Below are 23,345 nucleotides of genomic sequence, written 5' to 3'. Positions count from 1 at the left end.
CGCGTCCCCTGTCGATGGAAAGCCCCCGACCCAGGACGCCGGGGCAGAATGCCCCGGCCTCCCCGGCTGCCCCGCACGCGGCCTGCCGTCCTGCGTCAGACCGCGCGCGAAGCCCGTTTCACCCGGCGCTCAGGGCTGGATTTCGCGAACACTCAGCCACTTGAAGTCCACGTCCTTCGCGCTGTCCCAGCGGAACACGGCGATGGGGCCGCCCCAGGTGATGGGCATGCCGCCCACGGCGCCGCCGCAGTGCTGGGCGTCGCCGCCCCACCGGCCCGCGTCCGTGTAGTCGTAGACCTTCTTCCACGTCACCTTGTCGGCGTTCTCGTTGACGTACATCTCCAGCTTCACGGCGATCTGCCCGTTGACGGTGATGTTGCGCATCACGGACTTGAAGCCCACCCAGCGGCCCTTGAGCGCGGAGGTGGCGGGCTTGTAGGGCACCTGCTCATAGGAGACGTGCCACGTCTCCTTCTGCCAGCGCGCGCGGCCGTCGTAGTGGAGACCTGCCTTGTAGCTGCTGCCTTCACAACCGGAGTGGTCGTCGTTGTGCTTGCCGCCCCGGGCGTACCAGTCGAAGTTGTCCGACGTGTCCGACACGCTGTTCAGCTTCACGAAGCCGGTCATCTCGATGTTCTTCCAGTCGTTCGCGGCCTGCATGTAGCCGCGGCTGGCGAGCACGTCCCGGTCGTAGGTGGGGATCTTCCGCTCGTCGTAGCCGGTGGACGTGAAGACGCTCATCCGCACCTGCGAGTCCTTCATCTTCCAGGAGCCGTCGCTGTTGCGGGTGATGGGGTTCTGCGCGTCGAAGCGCCCGTCCGCCAGGGCGTTGTCCGCGAGCGTCCACGCCTCGCCTCCGGGCTTGGAGGGGTAGAGCATGGTGACGCCGAAGCGGTCCGTGCCCGCGGGCGGCGTGGCGTCCGTGAAGATGGCGGCCCACTCCGCGATGCTGGCCCAGGTGTTGAGGGAGTTGCCGTTGACCGTCACGCGCACGTAGCGGGCGTCGCGCGCGCTGAAGCTGTAGCGCTCGAAGTTGGCGGTGGTGCCGGACGACTTCGCGGAGACGGCGGTGGACCAGGTGCTGCCATCCGTGGACGTGGCGAGCACGAACGTGTTGGTGCGCTCGTTGCCCCGGTGCCAGGCGATGTCCACGGCGGACAGCGACTTCACGCTGCCCAGGTCGCCCCGGAGCCACTGCCCCACGCCGTCGCTGGACCAGCGCGTGGTGAGGTTGCCGTCGATGGTGGCTGACGGCTTGTTGCCGTCATCGCCACTGGCGGTGACGGCGGTGAAACCAGACGCGGCGAGCGCGGGCCCCGCGGACACGAGCAGCATGAGCGCGCTCGTGGTGGTGACATGGCGCTTCCATCCCCCCCGGGACGGGTTCGACGTATGGGATTGGGACAAGGTGCTTCCTCACGACGGGGCCATGAGGGGACACGCGTCCCCACGGGCACGGCGACAGAGGCCGGACCCGTGACATCGCGCGGCCTCTCGCGGCACGTGGACCTGCTGGCGTCCGAGGCCCCTCACGGCCAGGGCGCGCGGAAGCCTCCAAGGCGGCTCCACGTCATCCCGCAGGGCTCCGGACGCGTCCTGCTCGGTGCGGCGCACCGAGTACCGGAGCCCCCCCGCATCCATTCCCCGTGACTTGTTGTTTCACCGACGAATACACGACGGCCCGTCCGCCCCGCTTCCGAGGTGACGGGCCGCGCGTGAAACACCGTCTCGCGATGCGTGTGGGATTGTGACCGGCTGTCTGGAATGACTACTCGCGCAGCTTCACCACCGCCGCGGAGGGACCGACCAGGCGCACCATGCTGCCGGTGAGCGGCGACGCCTCCACGGAGCCGCCGAAGCGCGGCGCCTCGCTCCACATCACGATGCCGGCGCTCGCGCGCGGCGGCAGGGTGTGCACGAGCGAGCCCCGGAGGTTCACGAAGACGAGCAGCGCGTCCCCTTCCGCGCGCCGCTCCAGCACGAACGCGTCCGGGCCCAGCGAGCGGGCGTCGTGGGTGCCCTTGCGGCTGGTGAGCACGGGCTCCGTGGCGCGCAGGCGCAGCAGCTCCTTGTAGAGCGTGTGCACGCCCACGTGTTCGGGGGCCTCCAGCTCCCCCCAGTCCAGCCTGGAGCGGGTGAAGGTGTCGCGGGCCTGCGGGTCGGGGACCTCCTCGCCCTTGAAGCGGGAGAAGCCGGCGAACTCCTTGCGGCGCCCTTCCGTGACGAGCCGGCCCAGCTCCGCGTGATGGTCGGTGAAGTAGAGGAACGGCGTGCGCGCGTTCCACTCCTGGCCCATGAACAGCAGCGGCGTGAAGGGAGACAGGAGCAGCAGCGTGCTCATGGCGCGGTAGGCGGCCGGGGACACGTCCTGCGACAGGCGGTCGCCGAAGGGCCGGTTGCCCACCTGATCATGATTCTGGATGCAGTGGACGAAGTGCCACGGCGCCAGCCCCTCGGACGGCGTGCCGCGCGCGTGGCCCAGGTTCTTCGACCTCTGGCCCGTGTAGAACCAGCCCTGCCGCAGCGTGGTGGCGAGGTCCTCCGTGCCGCCGGTGTAGTCCTGGTAGTAGCCCTCGTGGTCGCCCGCGAAGGCGCGGCGCAGCTGGTGGTGCAGGTCATCCGCCCAGACGCCATCCAGGCCGTAGCCGCCTTCGGACGCGGGGGTGAGGAGCTTGCGTTCGTTGCGCTCATCCTCCGCGATGACGACGACGCGGCGGCCCTTTCCCGCGGCGTGGGCGCGCTCGACGATCTCCGTGAGCAGGTGGGGCTGGCCGTCATCCACCAGGGCGTGCGCGGCGTCCAGGCGCAGGCCATCCGCGTGGTAGTCGCGGATCCACATCTCCACGTTGGAGAGCACGAGCGAGCGCACGAAGCGGCTGCCCTCGCTGTCGTAGTTGACCGCGTCGCCCCACGGCGTGTGGTGCTGGCCGGTGAAGTAGTGGGGCGAGTACGCGCGCAGGTAGTTCCCGTCCGGTCCGAAGTGGTTGTAGACGGCGTCGATGAGCACCGCGAGCCCGTGCGCGTGCGCGGCGTCGATGAGCCTGCGCAGGCCGCCGGGCCCGCCGTAGGTGGCCTGCGGCGCGAAGAGGTCCACGCCGTCGTAGCCCCAGTTGCGGGTGCCGGGGAAGCTGGCCACGGGGAGCAGCTCCAGCGTGTTGACGCCCAGCTCGCGCAGGTGGGCGAGCCGGGGGATGAGCGCCTCGAAGGTGCCCTCGGGCGTGGCGGTGCCCACGTGCACTTCGTAGATGACCAGGGCGCGCGGATCCGGCCCCTTCCAGCGCGAGTCCGTCCAGCCATGGTCCGCGACGACGACCTCCGACGGGCCGTGCACGCCCAGGGGCTGCGAGCGGGACCAGGGGTCGGGGAAGGGGTCGCCCCCGTCCACGCGGAGCTTGTAGCGCACGCCTTCGCCTTGCCGGACCAGCGTGCCGCCGAAGCAGCCATCGGGTTCGGGCTTCAAGGGCAGCGTGGAGAGGGCGCGGTCGTTCGCGTCGTACAGCACCACGTCCACGCGCTCGTGACCGGGCGCCCAGACGCGCCAGCGCACCGAGGGACCTGCTTCCACCCAGGCACCCAGCCGGGGCGCGAGGGACCGTGCTTCCGTCGATTGAGCCATGTCGCGTCCCTGTTAACGCGCGAACGGGGACACGGGGAGCGCCTGTCGCACGTGAGGAACGGCGCTGTTCACGGGCCGACCTCCGGGAGCCCGCGAGTGCGGACCGGCGGACGGTGGACCGGGGCGCCTTCCTGGGAGGCCATGGACCCATGACGTCCTGTTGCCCCATCCAAATCTCCTGGGTAGTGTCCCTGCCTCGTCGATGGCGGAAGACCCCCGGAGAGGGCTCGCTTGACATTCTCGTTTTGCACAAATAATCCACATGTCTGGATTCGCTGTTTTCTGCCCGGGCATGCGCGATGGCGAGGTGGCGAGCAACAGGGAGCGCGAGGCACTGGCGCGGGTGCGCGTACGCCAGCGTGTTCGCGGTGATGGCGGCCTGCTCCACACCGAGTCCCGATGTCCGGGTCCGCAGGCTGCCCAACGGACAGATCCAGGTGGCGGGACCGCTCGCGGGGCCTTTCAAGTCGGTGGCGGAGCTCGCGGAGAACGCCTGCGAGATCATGACGCGGCAGCCTGGCGCGGCGACCGGCGAGTACGGGATCGAATACTGCGCCCTGATCTACTACTCGAGCACCGAGGACGCGTACTTCCTCAGCTACCTGTCCGACATCCAGGGCACACGCGTCGGCCGTACGAAGTCCTGCTGGATCCCCTCCAGCCTGGATGATCCCCAGCACCTGGACGCCATCATCCTGGGAGGAGGACACAATCATCCGCACAACCGGCGGTTCTCCCGGCCGGACATGAGCGAAGCGCGCAGATGGGTCCCCACCCGGATCGCCGATGGGCGCACCGGGAAGGTCCTCCACCGGGAGCTCCTGCTCTTCTACAGGGAGAGAGCGGGCGAATGCCGGAGCTACAAATACGACTACGCCCAACGCGTGGTGGCCGCGCTCCGCGACGGGCTCTGGGTTCCCATCGGCGCGGTCATCGACGACGAGGGCACCCTCGAACTCTACGAAGGGCAGGACTGGGCGCCATGAAAGGACGCATGCGCATGAGGAGGCTGGCGCTGGCCTTCCTCGCGATGGCCCCCTCCGCCCTGACGCAGGGATGCGGCTTCTTTGGCTATTACAAGTACCAGCGGCCCGAGCGCCTTCCTCCCGAGGTCGGCGAACGCATCAGGGATCCTCAGACCTTCGTGACATCGCTTCGGATGGATGGTCCCACCCTGGCCGCGTTCCAGGTCGCGCTGACGGACTTCATGCCTCCGGGTCAGAAGGCGACAGGCAACGACGAACGGCTGGTCGCCTGCTTCAACCGCAGTGACGCCTTCGATGTCCGGATCGACAAGGCCAGTGACGACCTGTACGTCATCTCGTTCTCGGCCAACCTCGATCGCTGCGGCCTGCCCCCCGGCTCCATCGTGCTGGACGCGGGCGCGACCTATCTCATCGACGGACAGGGCCGCATCCTCGACATCCGTTAGGACCGTCCATGCGCCCGCTTTCAGGGTGTCTTGTCGCGCCTGGAGGTGTCCCGGATGATGGGCGCGGCGCGCGTCCGCGCCGTCCTGGAGTCCCCTCGCGATGTCTGCCCGTTCTGGCGTTGAACCCTCCTCCCTCCCCGAAGGTCCATCCATCCAGGAGCGCGTGGCCGCGCTGGAGGTGCTGTCACCCCAAGACATCGACGCGCGCCTGGGCGACCTGGGCTACCGCGGCCAGACCGAGGCCCGCCGCGCGGCCTCCGTCCTCGCCTACCGCCACCTGCGCCGCATCCGGCGCCTCTACCTGGAGGGCCTGGAGCCCGAACCCGGCACCCGCGAGAACGCCCTCTTCCTGGGCCCCACCGGCTCCGGCAAGACGTTCCTCGTGGAGCTGCTGTTCCGCGAAGTCCTCGGCGTGCCCACCGTGCTCGCGGACGCCACCCAGTTCTCCGAAACCGGCTACGTGGGAGACGACGTCAGCACCCTCCTGTCCCGCCTCTACGAAGCCGCCGAGCGCGACGCGCAATGGGCCGCCTGCGGCGCCATCTGCATGGACGAGTTCGACAAGCTCGCCACCAGCCGCTCCGACAGCCGCTTCTCCGGGCAACAGACCACCAAGGACGTGAGCGGCTTCGGCGTCCAGCGCAGCCTCCTCCACCTGCTCTCCGCCCCCCAGGCCACCTTCCCGCCCGACTTCGGCTTCACCAGCCGGATCCGCCCCGAATCCCTGGACATGGGCTGCATCACCTTCATCGCCTGCGGCGCCTTCAGCGGCTTCCGCGGCACCGCGGAGACCCTCGCCCACGTGGAGCGCGTGGGCTTCGGCCGCGAACCCGGCAGGGGCGGCCAGAAGGACCTGGAGTCCATCGCCACGCGCATCACCGAGGAGCACCTGGAGAACACCACCGCCTTCTCCCGCTACGGCTTCATCCCGGAGCTCATCGGGCGCTTCAGCCGGCTGGTGTCCTTCTCCCCGCTGGACGCGGCGACCCTGGCCGACATCCTCCAGAACAACGTGCTGCGCGCCTGGGAGCGCGAGTTCACCCACGAGGGCCTCCAGCTCACCGTGGACCCGGCCGTGCGCGAGTGGATCGTCGCGCGCGCCCTCAAGCGCGAGACGGGCGCCCGCGGCCTGCGCACCGCCCTGGCCCCCGTGCTGGAGCAGGCCGCCTACGAACACTTCGGCCACGGCCGCGCCGCCACCGTGCGCCTGGTGCTCCAGGACGACGCGGTCCACGCCCTGCGCGACTGAGCGACGCCTGCCCTTCAGCAGCCGACGTGCCGGGGCCCGGTCCGAGGGGTCCCCGGAGCGTCGGTCAGCCGGGCCTGTCCTTCACCCGCGCTCCGGACGCCTTACGGTTGAGGCACACGACAGTCGCGTGGAGGCGGCCCATGGCACACACCAACCAGGAAATCCCCCGGGAGCAGTGGGCGAGCTACCTCGCCAACCTCAGCAAGAAGGACCCCACCCAGTGGGTGCGCGTGGAGTCCATCGACTCCGACACCGGCGACCAGCCCCTGGCCGACCGCCTGCCCCTCATCGAAATCTCCCTGGAGACCAAGGGCAGCGACGCGGGCGCGGTGCAGATCATCGTCGGCCGCGAGGGCGGAGAAATCACCCACCGTATCCTCGAACCAGACCGCCTCTTCGCGGAGCTGGATGAGCAGAGCGGCGCGCTGGAGTGCCTGGAGATTGGCGAGAAGGGCGGCAAGACGCTGGTGTTCTTCGAACGGCCCTCCGAGTCCGACAGCGCCTCCGCCCGCTTCTAGCGCCCACCGGAAACGAACCAGGGCCGACAGGAGCGAAGACGCTCCCACCGGCCCTGCCTCACCCGCCCCCGCGCGGCTCGCCGCCGCGCCGGGGCCGGACGTCAGCTCACGGGTACAGCGCGCGAGCGCCCTGCTTGTCCAGGCTGGTCAGCACGAGGTCGCCCGTCTGGGTGCCATTGCACTGGGGGTAGTGCATGACGGACGCGCGGTCGTAGGTGCTGGTCAGCGCGCGCCACTGGCTGTCCTCGTAGCAGCCGCTCGCGGTGGAGCGGGTGTGCTCGTGGCGGAAGCCCAGCGTGTGGCCCAGCTCGTGGCGCAGCACGCCCGTGAGCGTCCAGGCGCCCAGGCTGCCAAACGCGCTGCTGTCCACCAGCACGTTGCGGCCGGAGCGAGCGGAGTTCGGGAAGAACGCGCGCGCCACGTAGGACTGGCCGCTCACCGGACGGATGTCGAACAGCACGCCCGTCTGGGACGCGGTGCAGGACGCGTCGTACTGGGACAGGTAGGTGAAGTTGACGCTCGCCGTGGCCTCCCAGGCCGCCGTGGCGCTCTCCATCGCGCTCACCATCTTCGCCTTGTTCGTGCCGAAGCTGTTGCTGATGCAGTAGGTGAGGTTCAGCTTCTGGGTGCTGCTCCACTTGATGTCGCCGCCGATGTAGTACACGGCGAGGCCGTTCTGCGACTGGCCCAGCTGGGACTCGACGACGTTGTGGAAGTAGGCCGCCAGCTCCTCCTCGGACTCCAGCGCCTCGTCACCGTTGACGATGATCTTCCCGCCCTCCCAGGGCTCACGGTAGGCGTTGGCCTTGAACTCCTCCCACGTGGGCTTCGCCTCGGACTCCGGCGCGGACTCCGGACCACCACAGGCAGCACCGAGCAGCGAAACACCGGCCAGCATCGCAACAGAGCGGAACTTGAGCATCGGGAGACTCTTCCTGTCGTTCTTCGGGGGATGCGCGTCCACGCCTGGCCTTCCCGCCAGCCGCGATGTCGCGCGCCGGGCCTTTGAGCAACTCCCGGGCCAAGCCCTCCGAAGGGGTCTCCCTAGAGGAGAAAATCAGGAAACGCGGGACCGCTGGAGCAGCAGCGCTCCAGAGTCCCGCCACCTGACTGTCACCTTCTGTGACACCCTCGTGCGTAAATACCTAGAAACACGAAGGTTTACACGAAAGACTCTTGCTGTCTGAGAAAGGGACAGCAAGGTGTCCTGGTTCCGGGCACCCATCGCCCGCAATTGCCTGAATTCCCTAGAGTATGGCGCGGCGCACCTTCCAATAGGTCTCCTTGGCCATGCGGAAGGCGTTGGAGTCGGAGGGCAGGAGGGTGCGCAGCAGCTCCGCGGACTGGAGCTGGATGGGGCGGACGCAGTGGGCATCCAGCTGGTGGCGCAGATAGCCGACCATGTCGCGGCTCCTGTACTCGTTGAAGTAGTTGCGCAGCTCGGCCTCCGTGCGGGCCTTGCCGTTGTCGGCGTACTTGGCCACGTAGGGGCTGAAGTCCGGGTAGAGGCTGCCCTTGCCGAAGCCACCGTGGATGGTGGTCCTCATGAAGTTGCCGATGAGCAGGTCGTCGAACACCTGGTACTTCACGGCGGTCATCAGCGAGTTGCGGGGGGCGTCGAAGGTGATGCCCTTGTGGAAGCGGCGCCTGTTGAGCTCGATGACGTGCTCTCTGCCGCCCACGCGGAAGCGCAGGAAGTCCATCACGGTGCCCAGGTGCTCCACGGCGCGGAAGTAGCGCTCCAGCGCCTTCACCTCGTCCACGTCCAGGCACTCGCTCCAGTCATCACCGAACTGCTTGGGGTCCACCGGCTTGAGGACGCGCTCCTTCGGGTTGATGGACACCGAGGCGTCGTTGGTGAAGTCGTGGCGCAGGAACGCCGGGAGCATCTGGCAGGTGGTGGAGGCGAAGCCGCGCGAGTAGTCCGGCAGCGTGGTGGTGTATTCGGAGGCCCAGATGCTGTCGGCGCGCTGGTACTTGTGCATGGAGCTGAAGGGGACGAAGTAGCGCACCCCGTACATCTCCGCCTGCCGCGCGATGGTCTGCCCCACGGGCGTCTTCGCCGCCGCGTACGGGAGGATGCGGTTCCCGTCCTCGGTGAAGAAGTTCATCATGTCCGCGTCGCCGTAGCCGGACAGGGCCAGGAGGAAGGTCTCGTCGTACTCCTTGATGACCCGGCGCACGAAGTGGCCCTGGCCGCGGTCGCCGGCGTCGTTGAGGTTGACGATGAGGCGGCCGCCCACCTCCACGAGCAGCACGGCGTCCTGATTCACGTCCGGCAGGCACAGCACGCGGATGCGCGGGGACAGCCGGGTCCATTCGCGGTCCGTCAGCACCTGGACGCGGAAGCCCGCGCCGCGCAGGTCGTCGAGGATGCGGTGGCCCACGTGGTTCGGCACCAGCAGGGTGCTCGCCCGCAACTTCTCCAACGACTCCATGCTGAGGTGATCCGGATGGCCGTGCGACAGCCAGACGTAGGCGCAGTCGCGGATGGACTGGCGCTGCTCGTCCGGAATCTCATGGGACAGCGTCCAGCTGCCGAAGTACGCGTCCCCATCCGTCCAGGGGTCCGTCACCAGCACGGGCCCCTTGTCGTGGCAGATGAGCGTGGCGTTGCCGATCGTTTCGAAACCCAGTTCCATTGTGCGCGCCCCCTTGTGCCTTCACGCCGCTTCCATTGCGCGTGTGGTTGAGAAGGTGGCACCCGCTCACCCGCCAACAAGATTGGGAAACAACCTTCACGCCCGGCTGGCCGCCCTCCGCGCCTGCGGCCCAGGAAAGGGCTTTCCCTTGCCAGGTGGTTCGCGGCGGGCGGCCAACCCGGGGCGGGGCCTGTCGGACGACGTGCTTGCCCACGCAAGGCCGGAGGTCGCGGCGCGCGGTGCGGGAGCAGGTCACCCGGGTGTGGAGGGGGCGCGTCCAGGGGCACGGTGAAGCCTTGCTCGCCCCTGACGAGCGCCTCCGTGTCGAGAGCGCTGTTCCCCGCCGGGCCGGGCCTCGGGTCCGAGGAGGACCGTGAGCGCGTCACCCAGTGCGCCGCCGTGTCCAGGTCGCGCACGCGCACCGCCCCTCGTGGCGCCACCGGGAGGATGTTGGGCGAGCCATCGGCGTCCCTGTGAGCCCGGGCCGGCCACCCCTTGTCCGCGGCGCGACACGCGGGTCTGGGGGCGGACGTCCTAGCGGCGGCGGGACACCAGGGAGAGGATCTGCGTGCCGTAGCGTTCGGTGAGGGCGGGGCCCACGCCGTGGATGGACAGCAGCTCCGCGCCGCTGGAGGGCCGGGCACTGGCGATGGCATCCAGCACGCGGTCGGTGAGGATGCGGAAGGCGGGGACCTTGCGCTTGCGGGCCTCCGTGAGGCGCCACGCCTTGAGGGTCTCCACCAGGGCGGGGGACGCGGGCGGTGCCGAGTAGTTCGGCTCGGGGGTGTGGCGGGAGGCGTTCCACGAGGCCCGGGGACCGGCGGAGGACTCCGGCGTGGCGCGGGCCTTCCAGCCGCTCCGGCCCGCCTGCGTGGGGAAGGCCTCCTGGTGGAGGTCCGCGTCGCTGGGGACGGCGCGCGGCGCCCACGGCTCGGCCCCGCGGCGAGCCGTCGTGGCCGTGGCGCGCTTCCCGCGTCCCCGGGGCGCGGCCTCCGCACTGGCGCCCGCGCGCTTGCGCGAGGTGCGCTTCGTGGCAGCGGAGGCGGTGCGGCCCTTGCGCTTCTTGGAGGCGACCTCGCGCGCCTGTGGCAGCACCACCTGTCCGGGCGCGATGACGCGCGCGCGGCGGCCCGCGTCCGTCAGGGACAGCCTTTGGAAGAGGATGACCTGGCCGTCCTTGTCGAAGGAGTCCGAGTCCAGGCGCACCAGCCCCGCGCGCACCAGTCCCCCCACGAGCCGCTCGAAGTCGCGCCGGTGGAGCTGCTCCCCGAACAGCTCCCGGTGAAGCCGTCCGGTGGCCTGTCCGTCGCGCGCGTGCAGGGCTTCCAGGATGCGGCCCAGCGCGTGCGACTCCAGCGCGGAGGGCTCCTCGAAGCGCACCACCGCGCACGTCTCCGGGGCGCACACGTCACACAGGCCGCACGCCGCGCCGGAGTCCTGCACATCGCCGAAGTGCGCGACCAGGTGCCGCATGCGGCAGTCGTGCGCCTCCGCGTACCGACCCATCTGCTCCAGGTGCAGCTGCTTGCGCTCGCGCTGCGCGATGTACGCCACCGCCCAGCCCGCGCGCCCGCGCCGCACGTCCTCGTCCGGCGTCATCTCCACGCCGCCGTGGATCCACAGCTGTTCGAGCGCCTTGTCGAACAGCTCCGGGTCCCCCCGCACGCGGGCCTGGATGGAGGCCTTGGGCTCCAGTTCGTTGGACGTGGCCTGGTAGATGCGCTCCAGGAGCGAGGGGTCCGGGTAGTCGCGGCGGTGGAAGAACTCGTGCGTGCGCCGGTCCACGAACGCGTGCAGCAGCACCGCGCGCGAGTCCTTCCCGTCGCGCCCCGCGCGGCCCAGCTCCTGGTAGTAGCCCTCCAGGCTCGCGGGCAGCGCCGCGTGAATGACGGTGCGCACGTCCGGCTTGTCGATGCCCATGCCGAACGCCGTCGTGGCGACGATGACCTCCAGGTGGCCCTTCAGGAAGGCGGCCTGGATGCGGTCGCGGTCCGAGGGCTGGAGGCCCGCGTGGTACGGCGCGGTGTGGAAGTCGTGCGCGAGCAGCTCCGCGTACTGCTCCGCGTGCTTGCGCGTGGACGCGTAGACGATGGCGGGGCGGTGCTCCGGGTTCTTGAGCAGCGACAGGATGGCGTCGCCGCGCGCGCCGGGGTTCAGCTCCCGGACCTCGATGGCGATGTTGGTGCGGCGGAAGCCGTGGATGAAGGTGTGCGCGGCGCCGCCCCGGGAACCCCTCAGCCCCAGCTGCTGGACGATGTCCTTCTGCACGTCCGGCGTGGCGGTGGCGGTGAGCGCCACCACCGGGGCCGGGCGCAGCAGCGGCAGGCGGGAGCCGAGCAGCCGGTAGTCCGGACGGAAGTCGTGGCCCCACTGCGAGATGCAGTGCGCCTCGTCGATGGCGATGAGCGAGGGCGTGCGGCGGGCCAGCAGCTCCACGAAGCCAGGGACCCCCAGGCGCTCGGGCGCGATGAAGAGGAAGTCCAGGCGGCCTTCGAGGTACTCGGCGCAGACCTGCCGGGAGGTGGCCCGGTCCCGGCCGGAGTGGATGCGGTCCGCCGCGAACCCCAGCGACTGGAGCCGCAGCACCTGGTCCTCCATCAGCGCGATGAGCGGACTGACGACGACCGTGGTGCCCGCGCGCGCGAGCCCCGGGAGCTGGTAGCACAGCGACTTGCCCGCGCCCGTGGGCATCACCAGCAGCAGGTCCTCGCCGGACGTGGCCGCGCGGCACACCTCTTCCTGGTACGGACGGAAGTCGGAGAAGCCGAACGCCGCCTTGAGCAGGCCCCGCAGCTGGTCCGGCGGCGTGGGCGCGCGGTGCACCCGCTCCGGACGGCCGCTGCCCAGCGTCACACCCTGGGGCTGGCGGCGGGCCCGGCCGAAGCCCTCGGAGGAGGCCTGCACGAACGCGGAGCGCACCTCCGCGGAGGGAATCGTGGGAGGAGGCTCCTGGCCCCGGAGCGACGCGGGCCGTGAGGCCACCGGGGCGGAGTGCGCCGGAGCCGCGCCAGCGACCGGAGCCGAGGAGAGGCCCACCACCGGAGAGTGTCCCTCGGCTCCCTGAGCGAAGGTGCGTCCCGAGGGAGGTCCCTGAATGGTCCGAGCTTCGGCGCCAGCACCGAAGGTGCCGCCCGTGCTCCCTTCATGCCGCGCGCCAGGGCCGCCTCCATGAGACGGGCCCGCGGACGCATCGACTTCGTTCCGCGCAGTGGAGCGGGTGGCGCTTCGCACGGTGGCGGACGCGGCCTCCCGCGCCCGGAAGAGTTCTTCGGCGGCGCCCTGCGCGGGATGTTGCCGGGTGGCCTCGAAGCGTCCGCCCGCCGGTGACGGCGCTCGTTCAGCGGAACGGCTGACACCACCAGGGCTGCCCGGTCCGGCGCTGCTCGCGGCGGGCGCGGGGGGCAACGACGTGGGCGCCTGCCCCACGACCTCCCGCACGTAGGCCTCGATGCCGCTCAGGAACGCGTCCAGCGCGCCCTGACCCCGCTCGATGCGCTGGAGCCACGCCTCCCACTGGCCGGTCATCACGGGGGACTTCACGTCCGGATGCACCACCCCGATGAGCTGGATGCCCTTCTCCGTGGCCTCCAGCCGCTTGCCCTGACGGATGAGGTACTCGCGCTCGAGGAGCACTTCGATGATGGCGGCGCGCGTGGCGGGCGTGCCCAGCCCCGTGTCGCGCATGGCGTCCGCGAGCTCCTTCTCATCCAGGGTGCGTCCGGCCGACTCCATCGCCGTGAGCAGCGTCGCTTCCGTGAAGCGCGGAGGCGGGCGCGTGCGCTTCTTCACCGCCTCCACGTCCTCCACCGTCTGCGCCTGTCCGCGCTGGAGCTCGGGAGGCAGCGTCTGCGGCTCATCCTCCGGCTCCTCCTCCTTGTCCTCGTTCTTGCGGCCCTCGGTCCGGGAGCGAGGCGCCTTCTGCCCACCGCCCAGGTCCAGCACCTTCCACCCCACCCGCTCCACCTGCGTGCCCGAGCTGTGGAAGCGGTCCACGACCGCGCCCGCGGCCCCCTTCGACGTCACCGCGGTGATGACCGTGGTGACCTTCCAGACGTGGTCCTCATGCCACGCCTGGAGCACCCGCCGGCACACGAGGTCGTAGATGCGCTGCTCATCCGGCGACAGTCGCACGCCGGACGGCGGCGTGAGCGTGGGGATGATGGCGTGGTGGTCCGTCACCTTCGCGTCGTCCACGTAGCGCTTGCCCAGGGGACGCTCGCCGGTGCCCGGCGCCAGGTCCTCCGCGTAGGGCGCCTGGATGGCGCGCACCACCTCCGGCAGCGTGTCCGCCACCGTCTCCGACAGGTGCCGGCTGGCGGTGCGCGGGTAGCTCAAGAGCTTGTGCTTCTCATAGAGCGCCTGCGCCACCTCCAACGTGTGCTGCGCGCTGAAGCCGAACAGGCGGTTGGCGTGGCGCTGGAGCTCCGTCAGGTCGTAGAGCAGCGGCGGCGGCATCCGCTTCGTCTCCGCGTCGAGCGACTCCACCACCGCGCTGCCGCCGCGCACGCGGTCGATGATGCGCCCCGCTTCCGCGCCGTCCGCGTCCAGCCGGCGCGCCTCGCGCACGCTGTCGAACCCGGGGGGAATCACGGGCTTGCCGTCCGGCCCCGAGCGGAACCACGTGCCCTGGTAGCGCGTCCCCGCGGGGATGCCCTTGCCGCGCGGCGCGAAGGTGGCCACGACCTCCAGGTAGTCGCGGGGCACGAAGTCGCGGATGGCCAGCTCGCGCTCGACCACCATGGCCAACGTGGGGGTCTGCACGCGGCCCACGGACAGCATGTTCCCGTAGGTGCCGCTCGCCAGCGTGTAGAGGCGCGACAGGTTCATGCCCACCAGCCAGTCCGCGCGGCTGCGGCCCATGGCGGCGTCGGCCAGGGGCGCGTAGGCCTTCCCGTCCTTGAGGTGCTGGAAGCCGTCGCGGATGGCGCGCTCGGTGAGTGACGACACCCACAGCCGCCGCACCGGCTTGCGGCACCCGGCGGCGGCGTAGATGTACCGGAAGATGAGCTCGCCCTCTCGGCCGGCGTCGGTGGCGCACACCACCGCCGCCACCTCCGGCGCGTTCATCACGCGGCGGACCACCTCGAACTGGTCCTTCGTCTGAGGGGACACCACCAGCGGCCAGTCCTCCGGCAGCATGGGCAGGTGCGAGCGGTGCCAGCGCTTCCACTCGGGCCGGATTTCATGCGGCTGGGCCAGCCCCACCAGGTGGCCCAGGGCCCACGTCACGACGTAGCCGTTGCCGCGCAGGCAGCCTTCACCGCGCTCGGTGGCGCCCAGCACCCGGGCGATGTCGCGCGCCACGGCCGGCTTCTCCGCCACCACGGCGAGGACGGAGCCCCGCCCACCGCGAGCCGCGCCGCCTTCCGCGCCCCCGTCCCGCGACACCGTCCTGTCCCATCCGGGCGACTCGCCCATCGCATCCCACCTCATGGCCTGTCCCCTCCCCGCCCCGGCCGCCCACCCGCGGGGTCGGGCCCCCCACGCCGTGCGTCCCTACCCATCCCTATCGCGGCAGGCTGACATGGCCAGGGCCCGCGTGTCCCGCTCCGTCATGCCCGCATGCCCACCGGGGAGCCAGAAGGACCCGCCTCTCAGGCTTGTCGCGATCCACTCCGCCCCCCTGTGTCAGGGAAGTTGCCGCCTCTACTGACGTGCCGAGCAAACGACGCCATGGGAGGAACAGGTAGGACGCAGTACCGTACACGTAGCAGATGCTGTTGGGACCTTCTCCTCCCGGGGCGTGATGGCTTTGAAAGCCTGCTCGCCCACTACATCCTGGCCTTGATGGAGGGGCTATCGCCAGTGAGCGACTGCCCCTCCACCTCTGAGCTATCCCCTCATTTGAGGATTCCCCTTGGAGAGCGCATCGGCGGGCGAGCGAGCAAGCTCTGAGGGAAAATCGAAAATGAGGGGATGCTTCAGTCTCCGCCCTTCACTCAACCGGGCTTGGTGTTGGTCGGAGTCCTCACGGGCTTGGAGCGGTGGGCTCTCGCTTGGCCGTGCCAGCGACTTTAATGGCGAGGTTGCCGTGAAACTGACCGTCCGGCGCATACACGATCTCGTAGCGGATGCAATTGGGCCCGCCCTCTTTAGCAAGCGATACAGGGAAGTTCATCTGGCCGCCATAGATGTCGCCCTTCCTGAGGCGCAGGACATCCTGTCGATCGTCTGGGTTCGCAGCGTAGTCGACATGTGCCAAGCCAATGTCTTCATGCGTGTCGCATGTCCACGCCCTATCAAGGATGAGCGTCTTCCATCCCAGGATGTTCGGGACGTCTACGTCCTCCATTGCATACAACTCAACCCGCCCCTCCAGCATGGAGCCATCGTATTTGACGTCCCTGAAGGTCAGGTCGATCAGTGCGGTGTCGGCCGGGCCAAGTCCGTACTCATTGAGCTTGAGGATTGATGAGTGAGAACAACCACTGAGGAGTGCCAAGAGAGCGAGAAACTTTTTCATGCCACCCTAGTTCTTTGCAAAACAGCCCTCAATACCGTTACCGGCAATACCGGGGATGCCAGGGGCTCTTCTTGGGTCGCCACCGTCATTGAGATGTTTCATGCCACAGGTGTGGGAGAATTCATGAACCAGGATCTTAATGAGGCACTCAGGCTCACTGATTCGCGACCTGTCCTTGTCGAACTTTCTCTCACACCAGATGATGGAGTCAGTTCCAGGCCTCTTTCTGAGCTCCTTCTCCGAATAGAGTTCCTTGCAAAAGAGGTTTCCGTTCAGCAACTCAGGGGTCGGACTCCTCCTATTTTCTGAAGTCCTAAACATGATCCTCTCGGACATTGTCAAGAAAACACTCTAAAACACAGAAAAGTCTCTCGATGTGCGGGGCCTGGGATGAATTGTGGCCCGAGACCGTAGGGGCCGGGCCGTGGATTGCATGAGGTTCGGCCAAGCAGATCGCCCTGGTGAGATGCAGCGATTCGAGTTCGCAGCGCTGACGCGGTCGGGGCGGCAAACGGATCCACTGCGGACGACCTGGCGTCGGCGGCTGAAGGCTTGCGACGCCGGGCAGGGGGCGGATTGCAGTGGCTGTCGCCTTCAATGACGAGGACGTGGGCGTAGTGGAGAAGCCAGTCCATGGCGGCGTTGGCCATCCGCGGGGCACCGAGGAGGGGCGGCCTCTCTCAATGATGTGGTGGAGGTGATGACTGTGCTGTAACGCTCATATCACTGGCGGACCACCTCGTAGAGGTCCATCGGCTCATCCTGGGAGAGGCCGCCAGGCCGAGGTCACGGAAGGTCCCATCGAATCACAGCCGCACTCGCACTCCCGCCTGTGCCTTCGCCTGCGCGCTCAACATATCCCTCGTCTGCTCCAATTCCATGCCGTCAAGCCTCATCCCACCAATCGAGCGACAACCTCCTCTCCTCGCGATTCGTTTGTCACGATGGGCTCCAGCAAGGAGCTACGCATGAGCGCTGGAGAGGCCCTACCTCTGCCAATACACACACAACGCCAGCAACAGCCGCGGGTCCACCGTCGAACGACCCACGTGATGTTGACGCGCACGGACGGAGCGCTCGAAGTCCGACATGTCCAGCTCTTCGACAGCCGCCAATATGGCGCGTACCGGATGACCTCGGTCAACCAACTGCTCGTAGGTCCGAGCCACCAGCACCTGCTTCCGTTTCGCACCAGCACCTGCTTCCGTTTCGGCTGAAGCACACGCACTCGCGGCCGTCTGCCCCCGCCATGGCGACCCATGAGCGCAGTGCGGCGCCCATGCATCCATCGGACGCATCAGGGACGTTAGTTTCTTCTCACGCCCTCAGTGCACGGGCGCGACCTGCGAGGCCGGCAGCTCCGGCCGCGCGACGGGCGCCGGCAGGGTCGGCATGTGGGGGGCCACCCTGCCGGTGATGAGCCGCATGTCCCGGCCGCCCTTGGTGAGGAACGTGTAGGCCCAGTTGAGCATCACCGACAGCCGGTTGCGGAAGCCGATCAGGTAGGCGATGTGCACCCCCGCCCAGACCAGCCACGCCGGCGCGCCCCGCATCCGCCACCGGTCGAGGAGCACCCCCACCGCGTAGCCTCGGCCAATCACCGCGAAGTTGCCCTTGTCGTGGTAGCGGAACGCGCGCAGCGGACGGCGCGACAGCCGGTCCCGCACCGTCCTCGCCGCGTGCCGCCCCATCTGCATCGCCGCCGGCGCGATGCCCGGCACCGGCTTGCCATGCTGCTGCACCGCCGCCACGTCCCCAATCACATACACGTCGTCGCGGCCCGGCACCGTCAGGAGCGGCGTCACCTTCACCCGCCCCGCCCGGTCCAGCGGCCCCCCCAGTGAGCGCACCAGCGGAGACGCCGCCACGCCCGCGCCCCACAGCACCGTGCGCGTGGGGATGTGCTCCTCCCCCATCGTGACGCCCGTCGCGTCCACGCCCGTCACCATCGCCCCGGTGTGCACCTCCACGTGCAGCCGCTCCAGGTCGCGCCGCGCGTCCTCGGACAGCGTCTCCGGATACGCGGTCAGCACGCGCGGCATGCCCTCCACCAGGACGACCCGCGCCTTGCGCGTGTCGATGCGCCGGAAGTCCCGGGGCAGCGAGTGCCGCGTCATGTACGCGAGCGCCCCCGCCAGCTCCACCCCTGTGGGCCCCCCGCCAATGATGACGAAGGTCAGCCACTCGCGCTGGCGCTCGGGGTCGGTCTCGCGCTCGGCGGCCTCGAACGCCGTGAGGATGCGCTCGCGCATGCGCACCGCGTCCTCCAGCGTCTTCAGGCCGGGCGCCACCTGCGCCCACTCCGGATGCTGGAAGTACGAGTGCGCCGCGCCCGTCGCGATGATCAACGAGTCGTACGCGAGCTCTCCGCCCTCGACGCGCAGCACCTTGCGCTCGACATCCACCGACTGCGCCTCCGCCAGCAGCACCCGCGTGTTGCGCGACTGCAGCACGCTGCGGATGGGCGCGGAGATGTCCGCCGGGTTCAACACCGCCGTCGCCACCTGGTACAGCAGCGGCTGGAAGACGTGATGGTTGTAGCGGTCCACCACCGTCACCCGCACACCGCGGGCCTTGCCCAGGGCCTTCGCCGCCTGGAGCCCTCCAAAGCCCGCCCCCACGATGACCACGTGATGCCTGCTGTCCCGGTCGCGTTCCATGGTGGACAAGGTGCGGACGCATGACGCGCCCGGCCAGCACCTCCCCTGGCCCCGCCTGCCCCACGGCCCACGACCGGACGCCTGCCCACCCCACGGACAGGCGTCCCCCAGGGACCTCAGCCCGCCCGAGCCGTGCCCTTCGCCTGATGCCAGGCAGCCAGCACCTCGCGCTCGCGCTCGGCGGAGAGGCCCGAGCGCAGCTGCTGCTGCCGGTCCGCGGGCAGCGCATGGAACCAGGTCAGCGTGTCGCGCACCGTGTCCGCGAGCGGGCGGACGGTCAGGCCCGCCTGGGTGGCGCGGGCGATGCTCGCGCAGCCGATGCCGCTCTCCGGCCCCGTGCGCGGCACCCACGCGGGCATGTCTCCGAAGGCCGTCACCTTCTGCTGCTCCAGGAAGGCCGCGTCCACCCAGGTGAAGCGCGCGTCGCTCCCGGTGGCCGCGCGGATGTCCTCCAACATGCCGCGCATCTTCAGGGTCCTCAGGGGACCGGTGACGTTGAAGATGCCCATGGAGCGGCGCTCCACGTTCCGGATGATGAAGGCCGCCAGGTCGCGCGCGTCGATGACCTGCACCGGATCCTCTCCGTCGCCGGGGGCCAGCACCTCGCCGCCCTTGGCCACCCGCAGCGGCCAATAGGTGAAGCGGTCGGAGCCGTCGTCCGGCCCCACGATGAGGCCGGGGCGGATGTTGAGGGCGCGGCCGGGCAGCGCGGCCTCCGCGGCCTTCTCGCACAGCGCCTTGAGCGCGCCGTAGCTCTCGTCATTCACCACCTCGGTGGTCTCATCCGGGATGGTGGCGACGGCGTCCGACTCGTTGAGGTCCTTCTTCGTCATCTCCTTGTAGACGGACACGCTGGAGATGAAGACGTACTGCCCCACGCGCGGGGCGAGCAGCTCCGCGGAGGCCTTCACGATGCGCGGCACATAGCCGGACGTGTCGATGACGGCGTCCCACTCGCGGCCCTCCAATGCCTTCAGGCCCTCGCCCTTGTTGGGGTCGCGGTCGCCCTGCAACTTCTCCACGTCCGGGAAGAGGCCCGGGTTGGATTTGCCGCGGTTGAAGAGCGTGAGCGTGTGGCCTCGGGCCTGCGCCACCTGCACCAGCGCGGGCCCCAGGAACCGCGTGCCTCCCAGGATGAGGATGCGCAGGGGCTTGCCCGGAGCGCTGTCCGCCTCCTTGTCGGGGCTGGGCGCGAGGCCCGCCTTCGAGGACGACGCACAGCCCAATGCCTGGACCGCGCCCAACGCGGCCGCCGCTTGCATCACGCTTCTTCGGGACAGCTTCATGCCGTGGTTCCTCCAGGGAGGGTCGCCTGCTGTTGCACTGCTTCCGGGACGCGCGCGCGCTGCTGGCGCGACAGGTAGAAGGCCACCGCCAGCCACAGCGCGGCCACCGGCAGCGCCGCCAGGGACAGGCCCGTCATGCCCAGGCCCAGCGCGGTGAGGCCGCCCTGCAGCCACGCGCTCACCGTGTCGCTGCCGCGGTACACGACCGTGTCGATGAAGCTCTTGGACTTGTAGCGGGCCTCGCGGTCCACGGTGGTGAAGAGGATCTCTCGCGACGGGCGCTCCAGCGCGTAGTGGCTCGCGCCCCGCAGCGACTTCACGCCGATGAGCACCGCGAGCACCGGCGCGAACGCCAGCACGCCAAAGCCCACCAGCGTGAGCACCGGCGCCACCGCCATCGCCACGCCCAGCCCCAGCCGGGAGATGACCCGCCCGGTGACCAGCGTCTGGAGCCCCAGGGTCAGCACCTGCACCCAGAAGTCGATGTCCGCGAAGGCCGCCGTGCGCGCCGCCGCGTCCTTCGCCATCGACGCCACCAGCTGCACCTCCTGGTAGTACAGGAACGTGGAGGTGGCCGCGTACAGCAACACCTGGAGTCCCAGCGCGAGCAGGAACGGCGAGCGCACCAGCAGCTTCAGGCCCGCCAGCATCCCGCCGCCCACCGGGCCCTCGCGCGTGGCGGGCTGGTGCTGGACGTCCCGCGCCCAGTGGCCCAGGCGGCGCACGCACTGCGCGCTCACCTCCAGCATCACCGCGGACAGGAGGATGAGGTTCACCGGCCCCACGCCCTCCGCCAGCCGCCCCACCAGGAACGGCCCGACAATCATCCCCGTCGTGCCGCCCGCCGCGATGAAGCCGAAGAGCCGCTTGCCCTGGTCGCTGGCGAACACGTCCGCCATGAAGCTCCAGAAGATGGAGACGACGAACAGGTTGTAGACGCTCAGCCAGACGTAGAAGGCCCGCGCCACGCCCTCGCGCGCCACGCCCCACTTGAGCAGCGCGAAGAACGCCAGCAGGTTGAAGAGGAAGAAGCGGTAGACGCGCGGCACCACCACCCGCCGGGGATAGCGCGCCACCAACGCGGAGAAGGCCGGCACCGCCAGCAGCATCACGACGAAGGTGACCGTGAAGAGCCAGGGCAGGTGCTTCACGTCCCCCGCGGTGCCCATCTCGTTTCGGATGGGCCGCAGGATGGCGTAGCCGCACATCAGCGTGAAGAAGTAGAGGAACGCTCCGAGGACCGCCCCCACCTCCTCGTCACGGACGTCCACGAAGCGCTTGAGCATGATGGCGGCGCCCTCAACGCCCGCGTGGGCAGGCTATTCCCTGTCCCCCCGGCTGGGGAGGGGGCGCTACTTCGCGGCGAGGATTTCGCGCACGGCGGCCTCCACGCGGGGCAGGGCCTCCTCGATTTCGGCGACGGAGGTGGCGCCCACGGAGAGGCGGAACCAGCCGGACTCCTCCGCCAGACCGAACGCCTGGAAGGGCACCACCGCGAAGCGGGCCTTCTCCAGGAGGCGCTTGCGGATGGCGTCATTGGTCGCGAGGCCATCCCGGCCCACCAGGTCGAACTGGACGGAGAGGTAGATGGCGCCCTGCGGCGCGATGGCGCGCACCGGCAAGCCGGCGTCCTTCATGCGCTGGAAGCCCTTGTAGAGGGCCTCCAGGCGCGCATCCACGCGCTGGCGCATGGTGTCGAGGAAGGACTCGGTGGCCTGTGTGTCGTCCAGATACCGCGCGGTGGCGACCTGTTCGGCCTTGGGGGCCCAGGCGCCCACGTGGCCCAGCACGTCGCGCATGCGGGCGATGAGGGTGGGCGCGCCCACGCCCCAGCCCACGCGCACGCCGGTGGCGGCGAAGGCCTTGCTGATGCCGTCCACGAACACGGTGTAGGGCGCCATCTCCGGCACCAGCTCCACGGGCGTCACGTGCTTCGTGCCCCCGAAGCTGAGCACCCAGTAGATGTGGTCGTACATCAGGATGAGGGGCTTCTGGCCCCGGCCCTCGCGCGCGCGGTTCTCCGCCACGATGCGCTCGCAGATGGCGCGCAGCGCGGCCGGATCCACCATGGTGCCGGTGGGGTTGAGCGGGCTGCACAGGCACAGCAGGCGCGCGGTGGACAGGTGCGGCTCCAGCTGCGCCAGCGTGGGCATGAAGCCCGCGTCCGCGTCCGTGGTCACCACCACGCTCTTCGCGCCCAGCATGTGCGCGTAGTGGTTGTTGTTCCACGACGGCACCGGGTAGACGACGACGTCGCCCGGGTCGAGCACCGCGCGGTACGTGGCGTAGATGATGGGCCGCGCGCCGCCCGCGATGACGATGCCCTCCAGCGGGTACTTCAGGCCCAGCGAGCGCTCGTAGAAGCGCTGCACGGCCTGGCGCAGCTCCAGCACGCCGTCGGACGGCGGGTAGTTCGTCTCACCGGCCTGGAGCGCGGTGCCAATCTGGTCGCGCAGGCCGTCCGGGACGGGGAACTCACGCGGGCTGAAGTCGCCCACTGTCAGGTTGCAGACCTTGTTGCCCTTCGCCACGAGCTCGCGGATCTCCGCGGCGATGCGGAGGATTTCGCTGCCCACGAGTCCGCGCACCATGGTGCCCACGGTGGTGTCGTCGCGGGAGGGACGCGGGAGGGAGGTCAGGTCGAGGGCCATGGGGCGGAGGTCTCCAGTGCGCGAGAGGGGGGCCCACGGGGGTCGGGGCCCGGCGGACCCTATACGCAACCGGACGAAGCCGGCGCATCTTCCATGTTCCCAGCGGCCCCGGTGTGCGAGGAAGCGGGAAGTCCCTGGGGGACGTGGCCGAGGTGGAAGACCGGAGGAACGGGATGCGCCTGCGACATGGGCTGTACGCGCTGGGGCTGGCTTGCGGACTGCTGGGCACGGGCTGCCAGAAACAGGAGCCGCCGACCGTGCCCATGGACGTCCCGGCGGTGCCTCCGCCCGCCAACACCGTGCCCCGGGAGGGCCCGGCCGCCGCGGCGCCGCCGGTGCACCGGGTGCTGGACGCGGTGGCGGCCCCAGCGAACGCGGCCGGCGCGACGGACTCCACGTGGACCACGGAGCCGGTGGAGACACCACGCGGCGAGCCGCCCGCCGTCACGCTGCGCGCGGTGCGCATCGGCACCCACGAGGGCTACGACCGCACCGTGTTCGAGTTCGACGGCCCCCGCCTGCCGGGCTACCACGTGGCGTACGTGAAGACCCCGGTGCAGCAGTGCGGCTCCGGAGACGACGTGACGCCCCCGGGGGAGGCCGCGCTGGAGGTGCGCTTCACTCCGGCCCGGGCGCACGACGACCAGGGGCAGGCCACGGTGGCGCAGCGCACGCTCAAGCCCGTGCTGCCGTCCGTGCTGGCGCTGGAGCGCCTGTGCGACTTCGAGGGCGAGGTGACGTGGGTGCTGGGCACCGCGCGCCGGGCCCCCTTCCGCGTGCTGGAGCTGAAGGACCCCATGCGCCTCGTGCTGGACGTGCGGCACTGAG

16 protein-coding genes and 1 pseudogene are annotated in these 23,345 nt (G+C 69.8%); 5 read left to right on the top strand and 12 right to left on the bottom strand.

Features of this window, described 5'->3' with window-relative positions; translation table 11 throughout:
- Nucleotides 1-129 precede the first annotated feature (129 nt).
- Nucleotides 130-1,407, bottom strand: a complete 1,278-nt coding sequence (locus tag GTY96_RS15680) for a discoidin domain-containing protein (protein ID WP_161665150.1) — start codon at nucleotides 1,405-1,407, stop codon at nucleotides 130-132.
- 361 nt (nucleotides 1,408-1,768) lie between these two features.
- Nucleotides 1,769-3,616 (bottom strand): malto-oligosyltrehalose trehalohydrolase, encoded by a 1,848-nt coding sequence (gene treZ, locus GTY96_RS15675; RefSeq protein WP_161665149.1) that lies wholly within the window; start codon nucleotides 3,614-3,616, stop codon nucleotides 1,769-1,771.
- A 437-nt stretch (nucleotides 3,617-4,053) separates the two neighbouring features.
- Between treZ and GTY96_RS15670 the strand changes: the two genes are divergently transcribed.
- The 4 genes from GTY96_RS15670 to GTY96_RS15655 all read left to right on the top strand — a co-directional run bounded on the left by GTY96_RS15670 (nucleotide 4,054) and on the right by GTY96_RS15655 (nucleotide 6,815).
- Nucleotides 4,054-4,602: a hypothetical protein gene (locus GTY96_RS15670; protein WP_328700896.1), complete on the top strand. Its 549-nt coding sequence runs from the start codon at nucleotides 4,054-4,056 to the stop codon at nucleotides 4,600-4,602.
- An 8-nt stretch (nucleotides 4,603-4,610) separates the two neighbouring features.
- Nucleotides 4,611-5,048: a hypothetical protein gene (locus tag GTY96_RS15665; protein WP_235685630.1), complete on the top strand. Its 438-nt coding sequence runs from the start codon at nucleotides 4,611-4,613 to the stop codon at nucleotides 5,046-5,048.
- 100 nt (nucleotides 5,049-5,148) lie between these two features.
- A complete protein-coding gene (locus tag GTY96_RS15660) occupies nucleotides 5,149-6,297 on the top strand; it encodes an AAA family ATPase (protein WP_161665147.1) in 1,149 nt (382 codons plus the stop codon).
- Nucleotides 6,298-6,437: 140 nt separating this feature from the next.
- Entirely contained in the window at nucleotides 6,438-6,815 is a 378-nt protein-coding gene (locus GTY96_RS15655; protein ID WP_143903877.1) for a DUF5335 family protein, read from the top strand.
- Nucleotides 6,816-6,921: 106 nt separating this feature from the next.
- Here the strand turns inward: GTY96_RS15655 and GTY96_RS15650 are convergent, their stop codons facing one another.
- From GTY96_RS15650 to GTY96_RS15605, 10 genes and pseudogenes are all read right to left on the bottom strand, one after another.
- Complete coding sequence (locus tag GTY96_RS15650) at nucleotides 6,922-7,737, bottom strand: M57 family metalloprotease (RefSeq protein WP_143903875.1); 816 nt, start codon at nucleotides 7,735-7,737, stop codon at nucleotides 6,922-6,924.
- A 325-nt stretch (nucleotides 7,738-8,062) separates the two neighbouring features.
- A complete protein-coding gene (locus GTY96_RS15645; RefSeq protein ID WP_161665146.1) occupies nucleotides 8,063-9,457 on the bottom strand; it encodes an MBL fold metallo-hydrolase in 1,395 nt (464 codons plus the stop codon).
- Nucleotides 9,458-9,991: 534 nt separating this feature from the next.
- A complete protein-coding gene (locus GTY96_RS15640) occupies nucleotides 9,992-14,890 on the bottom strand; it encodes a DNA topoisomerase 3 (protein ID WP_235685629.1) in 4,899 nt (1,632 codons plus the stop codon).
- A gap of 535 nt (nucleotides 14,891-15,425) precedes the next feature.
- Nucleotides 15,426-15,920 (bottom strand): hypothetical protein, encoded by a 495-nt coding sequence (locus GTY96_RS15635; RefSeq protein WP_143903871.1) that lies wholly within the window; start codon nucleotides 15,918-15,920, stop codon nucleotides 15,426-15,428.
- A 6-nt stretch (nucleotides 15,921-15,926) separates the two neighbouring features.
- Complete coding sequence (locus GTY96_RS15630) at nucleotides 15,927-16,256, bottom strand: hypothetical protein (protein ID WP_143903869.1); 330 nt, start codon at nucleotides 16,254-16,256, stop codon at nucleotides 15,927-15,929.
- Nucleotides 16,257-16,909: 653 nt separating this feature from the next.
- Nucleotides 16,910-17,181, bottom strand: a pseudogene (locus GTY96_RS15625) (hypothetical protein); the annotation flags it as partial.
- Nucleotides 17,182-17,245: 64 nt separating this feature from the next.
- Nucleotides 17,246-18,580, bottom strand: coding sequence for an NAD(P)/FAD-dependent oxidoreductase (locus GTY96_RS15620; RefSeq protein WP_143904268.1), 1,335 nt, complete (start codon nucleotides 18,578-18,580; stop codon nucleotides 17,246-17,248).
- A gap of 116 nt (nucleotides 18,581-18,696) precedes the next feature.
- Entirely contained in the window at nucleotides 18,697-19,866 is a 1,170-nt protein-coding gene (locus tag GTY96_RS15615) for an NAD-dependent epimerase/dehydratase family protein (RefSeq protein WP_143903867.1), read from the bottom strand.
- Nucleotides 19,863-21,152 carry an NTP/NDP exchange transporter gene (locus GTY96_RS15610; protein WP_143903865.1) on the bottom strand — a complete coding sequence of 430 codons (1,290 nt, stop codon included), beginning with the start codon at nucleotides 21,150-21,152 and terminating at the stop codon, nucleotides 19,863-19,865. Before GTY96_RS15610 ends, GTY96_RS15615 begins: the two co-directional genes overlap by 4 nt.
- 66 nt (nucleotides 21,153-21,218) lie before the next feature.
- Nucleotides 21,219-22,517 (bottom strand): pyridoxal phosphate-dependent aminotransferase, encoded by a 1,299-nt coding sequence (locus GTY96_RS15605; protein ID WP_143903863.1) that lies wholly within the window; start codon nucleotides 22,515-22,517, stop codon nucleotides 21,219-21,221.
- Nucleotides 22,518-22,690: 173 nt separating this feature from the next.
- Between GTY96_RS15605 and GTY96_RS15600 the strand changes: the two genes are divergently transcribed.
- Entirely contained in the window at nucleotides 22,691-23,344 is a 654-nt protein-coding gene (locus GTY96_RS15600; protein WP_161665145.1) for an AMIN-like domain-containing (lipo)protein, read from the top strand.
- The last annotated feature ends 1 nt before the right edge of the window (nucleotide 23,345 follow it).

Source organism: Corallococcus silvisoli (assembly GCF_009909145.1).
In the GTDB taxonomy this organism is placed as follows: Bacteria; Myxococcota; Myxococcia; order Myxococcales; family Myxococcaceae; genus Corallococcus; species Corallococcus silvisoli.
The sequence above is the reverse complement of the archived record's forward strand: the minus strand, read 5'-3'. Positions and strand labels throughout refer to the sequence as shown.

Excerpts from the sequence above, each read along its gene's own strand:
- GTY96_RS15640 (WP_235685629.1), bottom strand. The coding sequence starts at position 14,890 with ATGAGGTGGGATGCGATGGGCGAGTCGCCCGGATGGGACAGGACGGTG.
- treZ (WP_161665149.1), bottom strand. The coding sequence starts at position 3,616 with ATGGCTCAATCGACGGAAGCACGGTCCCTCGCGCCCCGGCTGGGTGCC.
- GTY96_RS15630 (WP_143903869.1), bottom strand. The coding sequence starts at position 16,256 with ATGTCCGAGAGGATCATGTTTAGGACTTCAGAAAATAGGAGGAGTCCG.
- GTY96_RS15605 (WP_143903863.1), bottom strand. The coding sequence starts at position 22,517 with ATGGCCCTCGACCTGACCTCCCTCCCGCGTCCCTCCCGCGACGACACC.
- GTY96_RS15600 (WP_161665145.1), top strand. The coding sequence starts at position 22,691 with ATGCGCCTGCGACATGGGCTGTACGCGCTGGGGCTGGCTTGCGGACTG.
- GTY96_RS15610 (WP_143903865.1), bottom strand. The coding sequence starts at position 21,152 with ATGCTCAAGCGCTTCGTGGACGTCCGTGACGAGGAGGTGGGGGCGGTC.
- GTY96_RS15635 (WP_143903871.1), bottom strand. The coding sequence starts at position 15,920 with ATGAAAAAGTTTCTCGCTCTCTTGGCACTCCTCAGTGGTTGTTCTCAC.
- GTY96_RS15660 (WP_161665147.1), top strand. The coding sequence starts at position 5,149 with ATGTCTGCCCGTTCTGGCGTTGAACCCTCCTCCCTCCCCGAAGGTCCA.
- GTY96_RS15645 (WP_161665146.1), bottom strand. The coding sequence starts at position 9,457 with ATGGAACTGGGTTTCGAAACGATCGGCAACGCCACGCTCATCTGCCAC.
- GTY96_RS15655 (WP_143903877.1), top strand. The coding sequence starts at position 6,438 with ATGGCACACACCAACCAGGAAATCCCCCGGGAGCAGTGGGCGAGCTAC.
- GTY96_RS15665 (WP_235685630.1), top strand. The coding sequence starts at position 4,611 with ATGCGCATGAGGAGGCTGGCGCTGGCCTTCCTCGCGATGGCCCCCTCC.
- GTY96_RS15650 (WP_143903875.1), bottom strand. The coding sequence starts at position 7,737 with ATGCTCAAGTTCCGCTCTGTTGCGATGCTGGCCGGTGTTTCGCTGCTC.
- GTY96_RS15620 (WP_143904268.1), bottom strand. The coding sequence starts at position 18,580 with ATGGAACGCGACCGGGACAGCAGGCATCACGTGGTCATCGTGGGGGCG.
- GTY96_RS15615 (WP_143903867.1), bottom strand. The coding sequence starts at position 19,866 with ATGAAGCTGTCCCGAAGAAGCGTGATGCAAGCGGCGGCCGCGTTGGGC.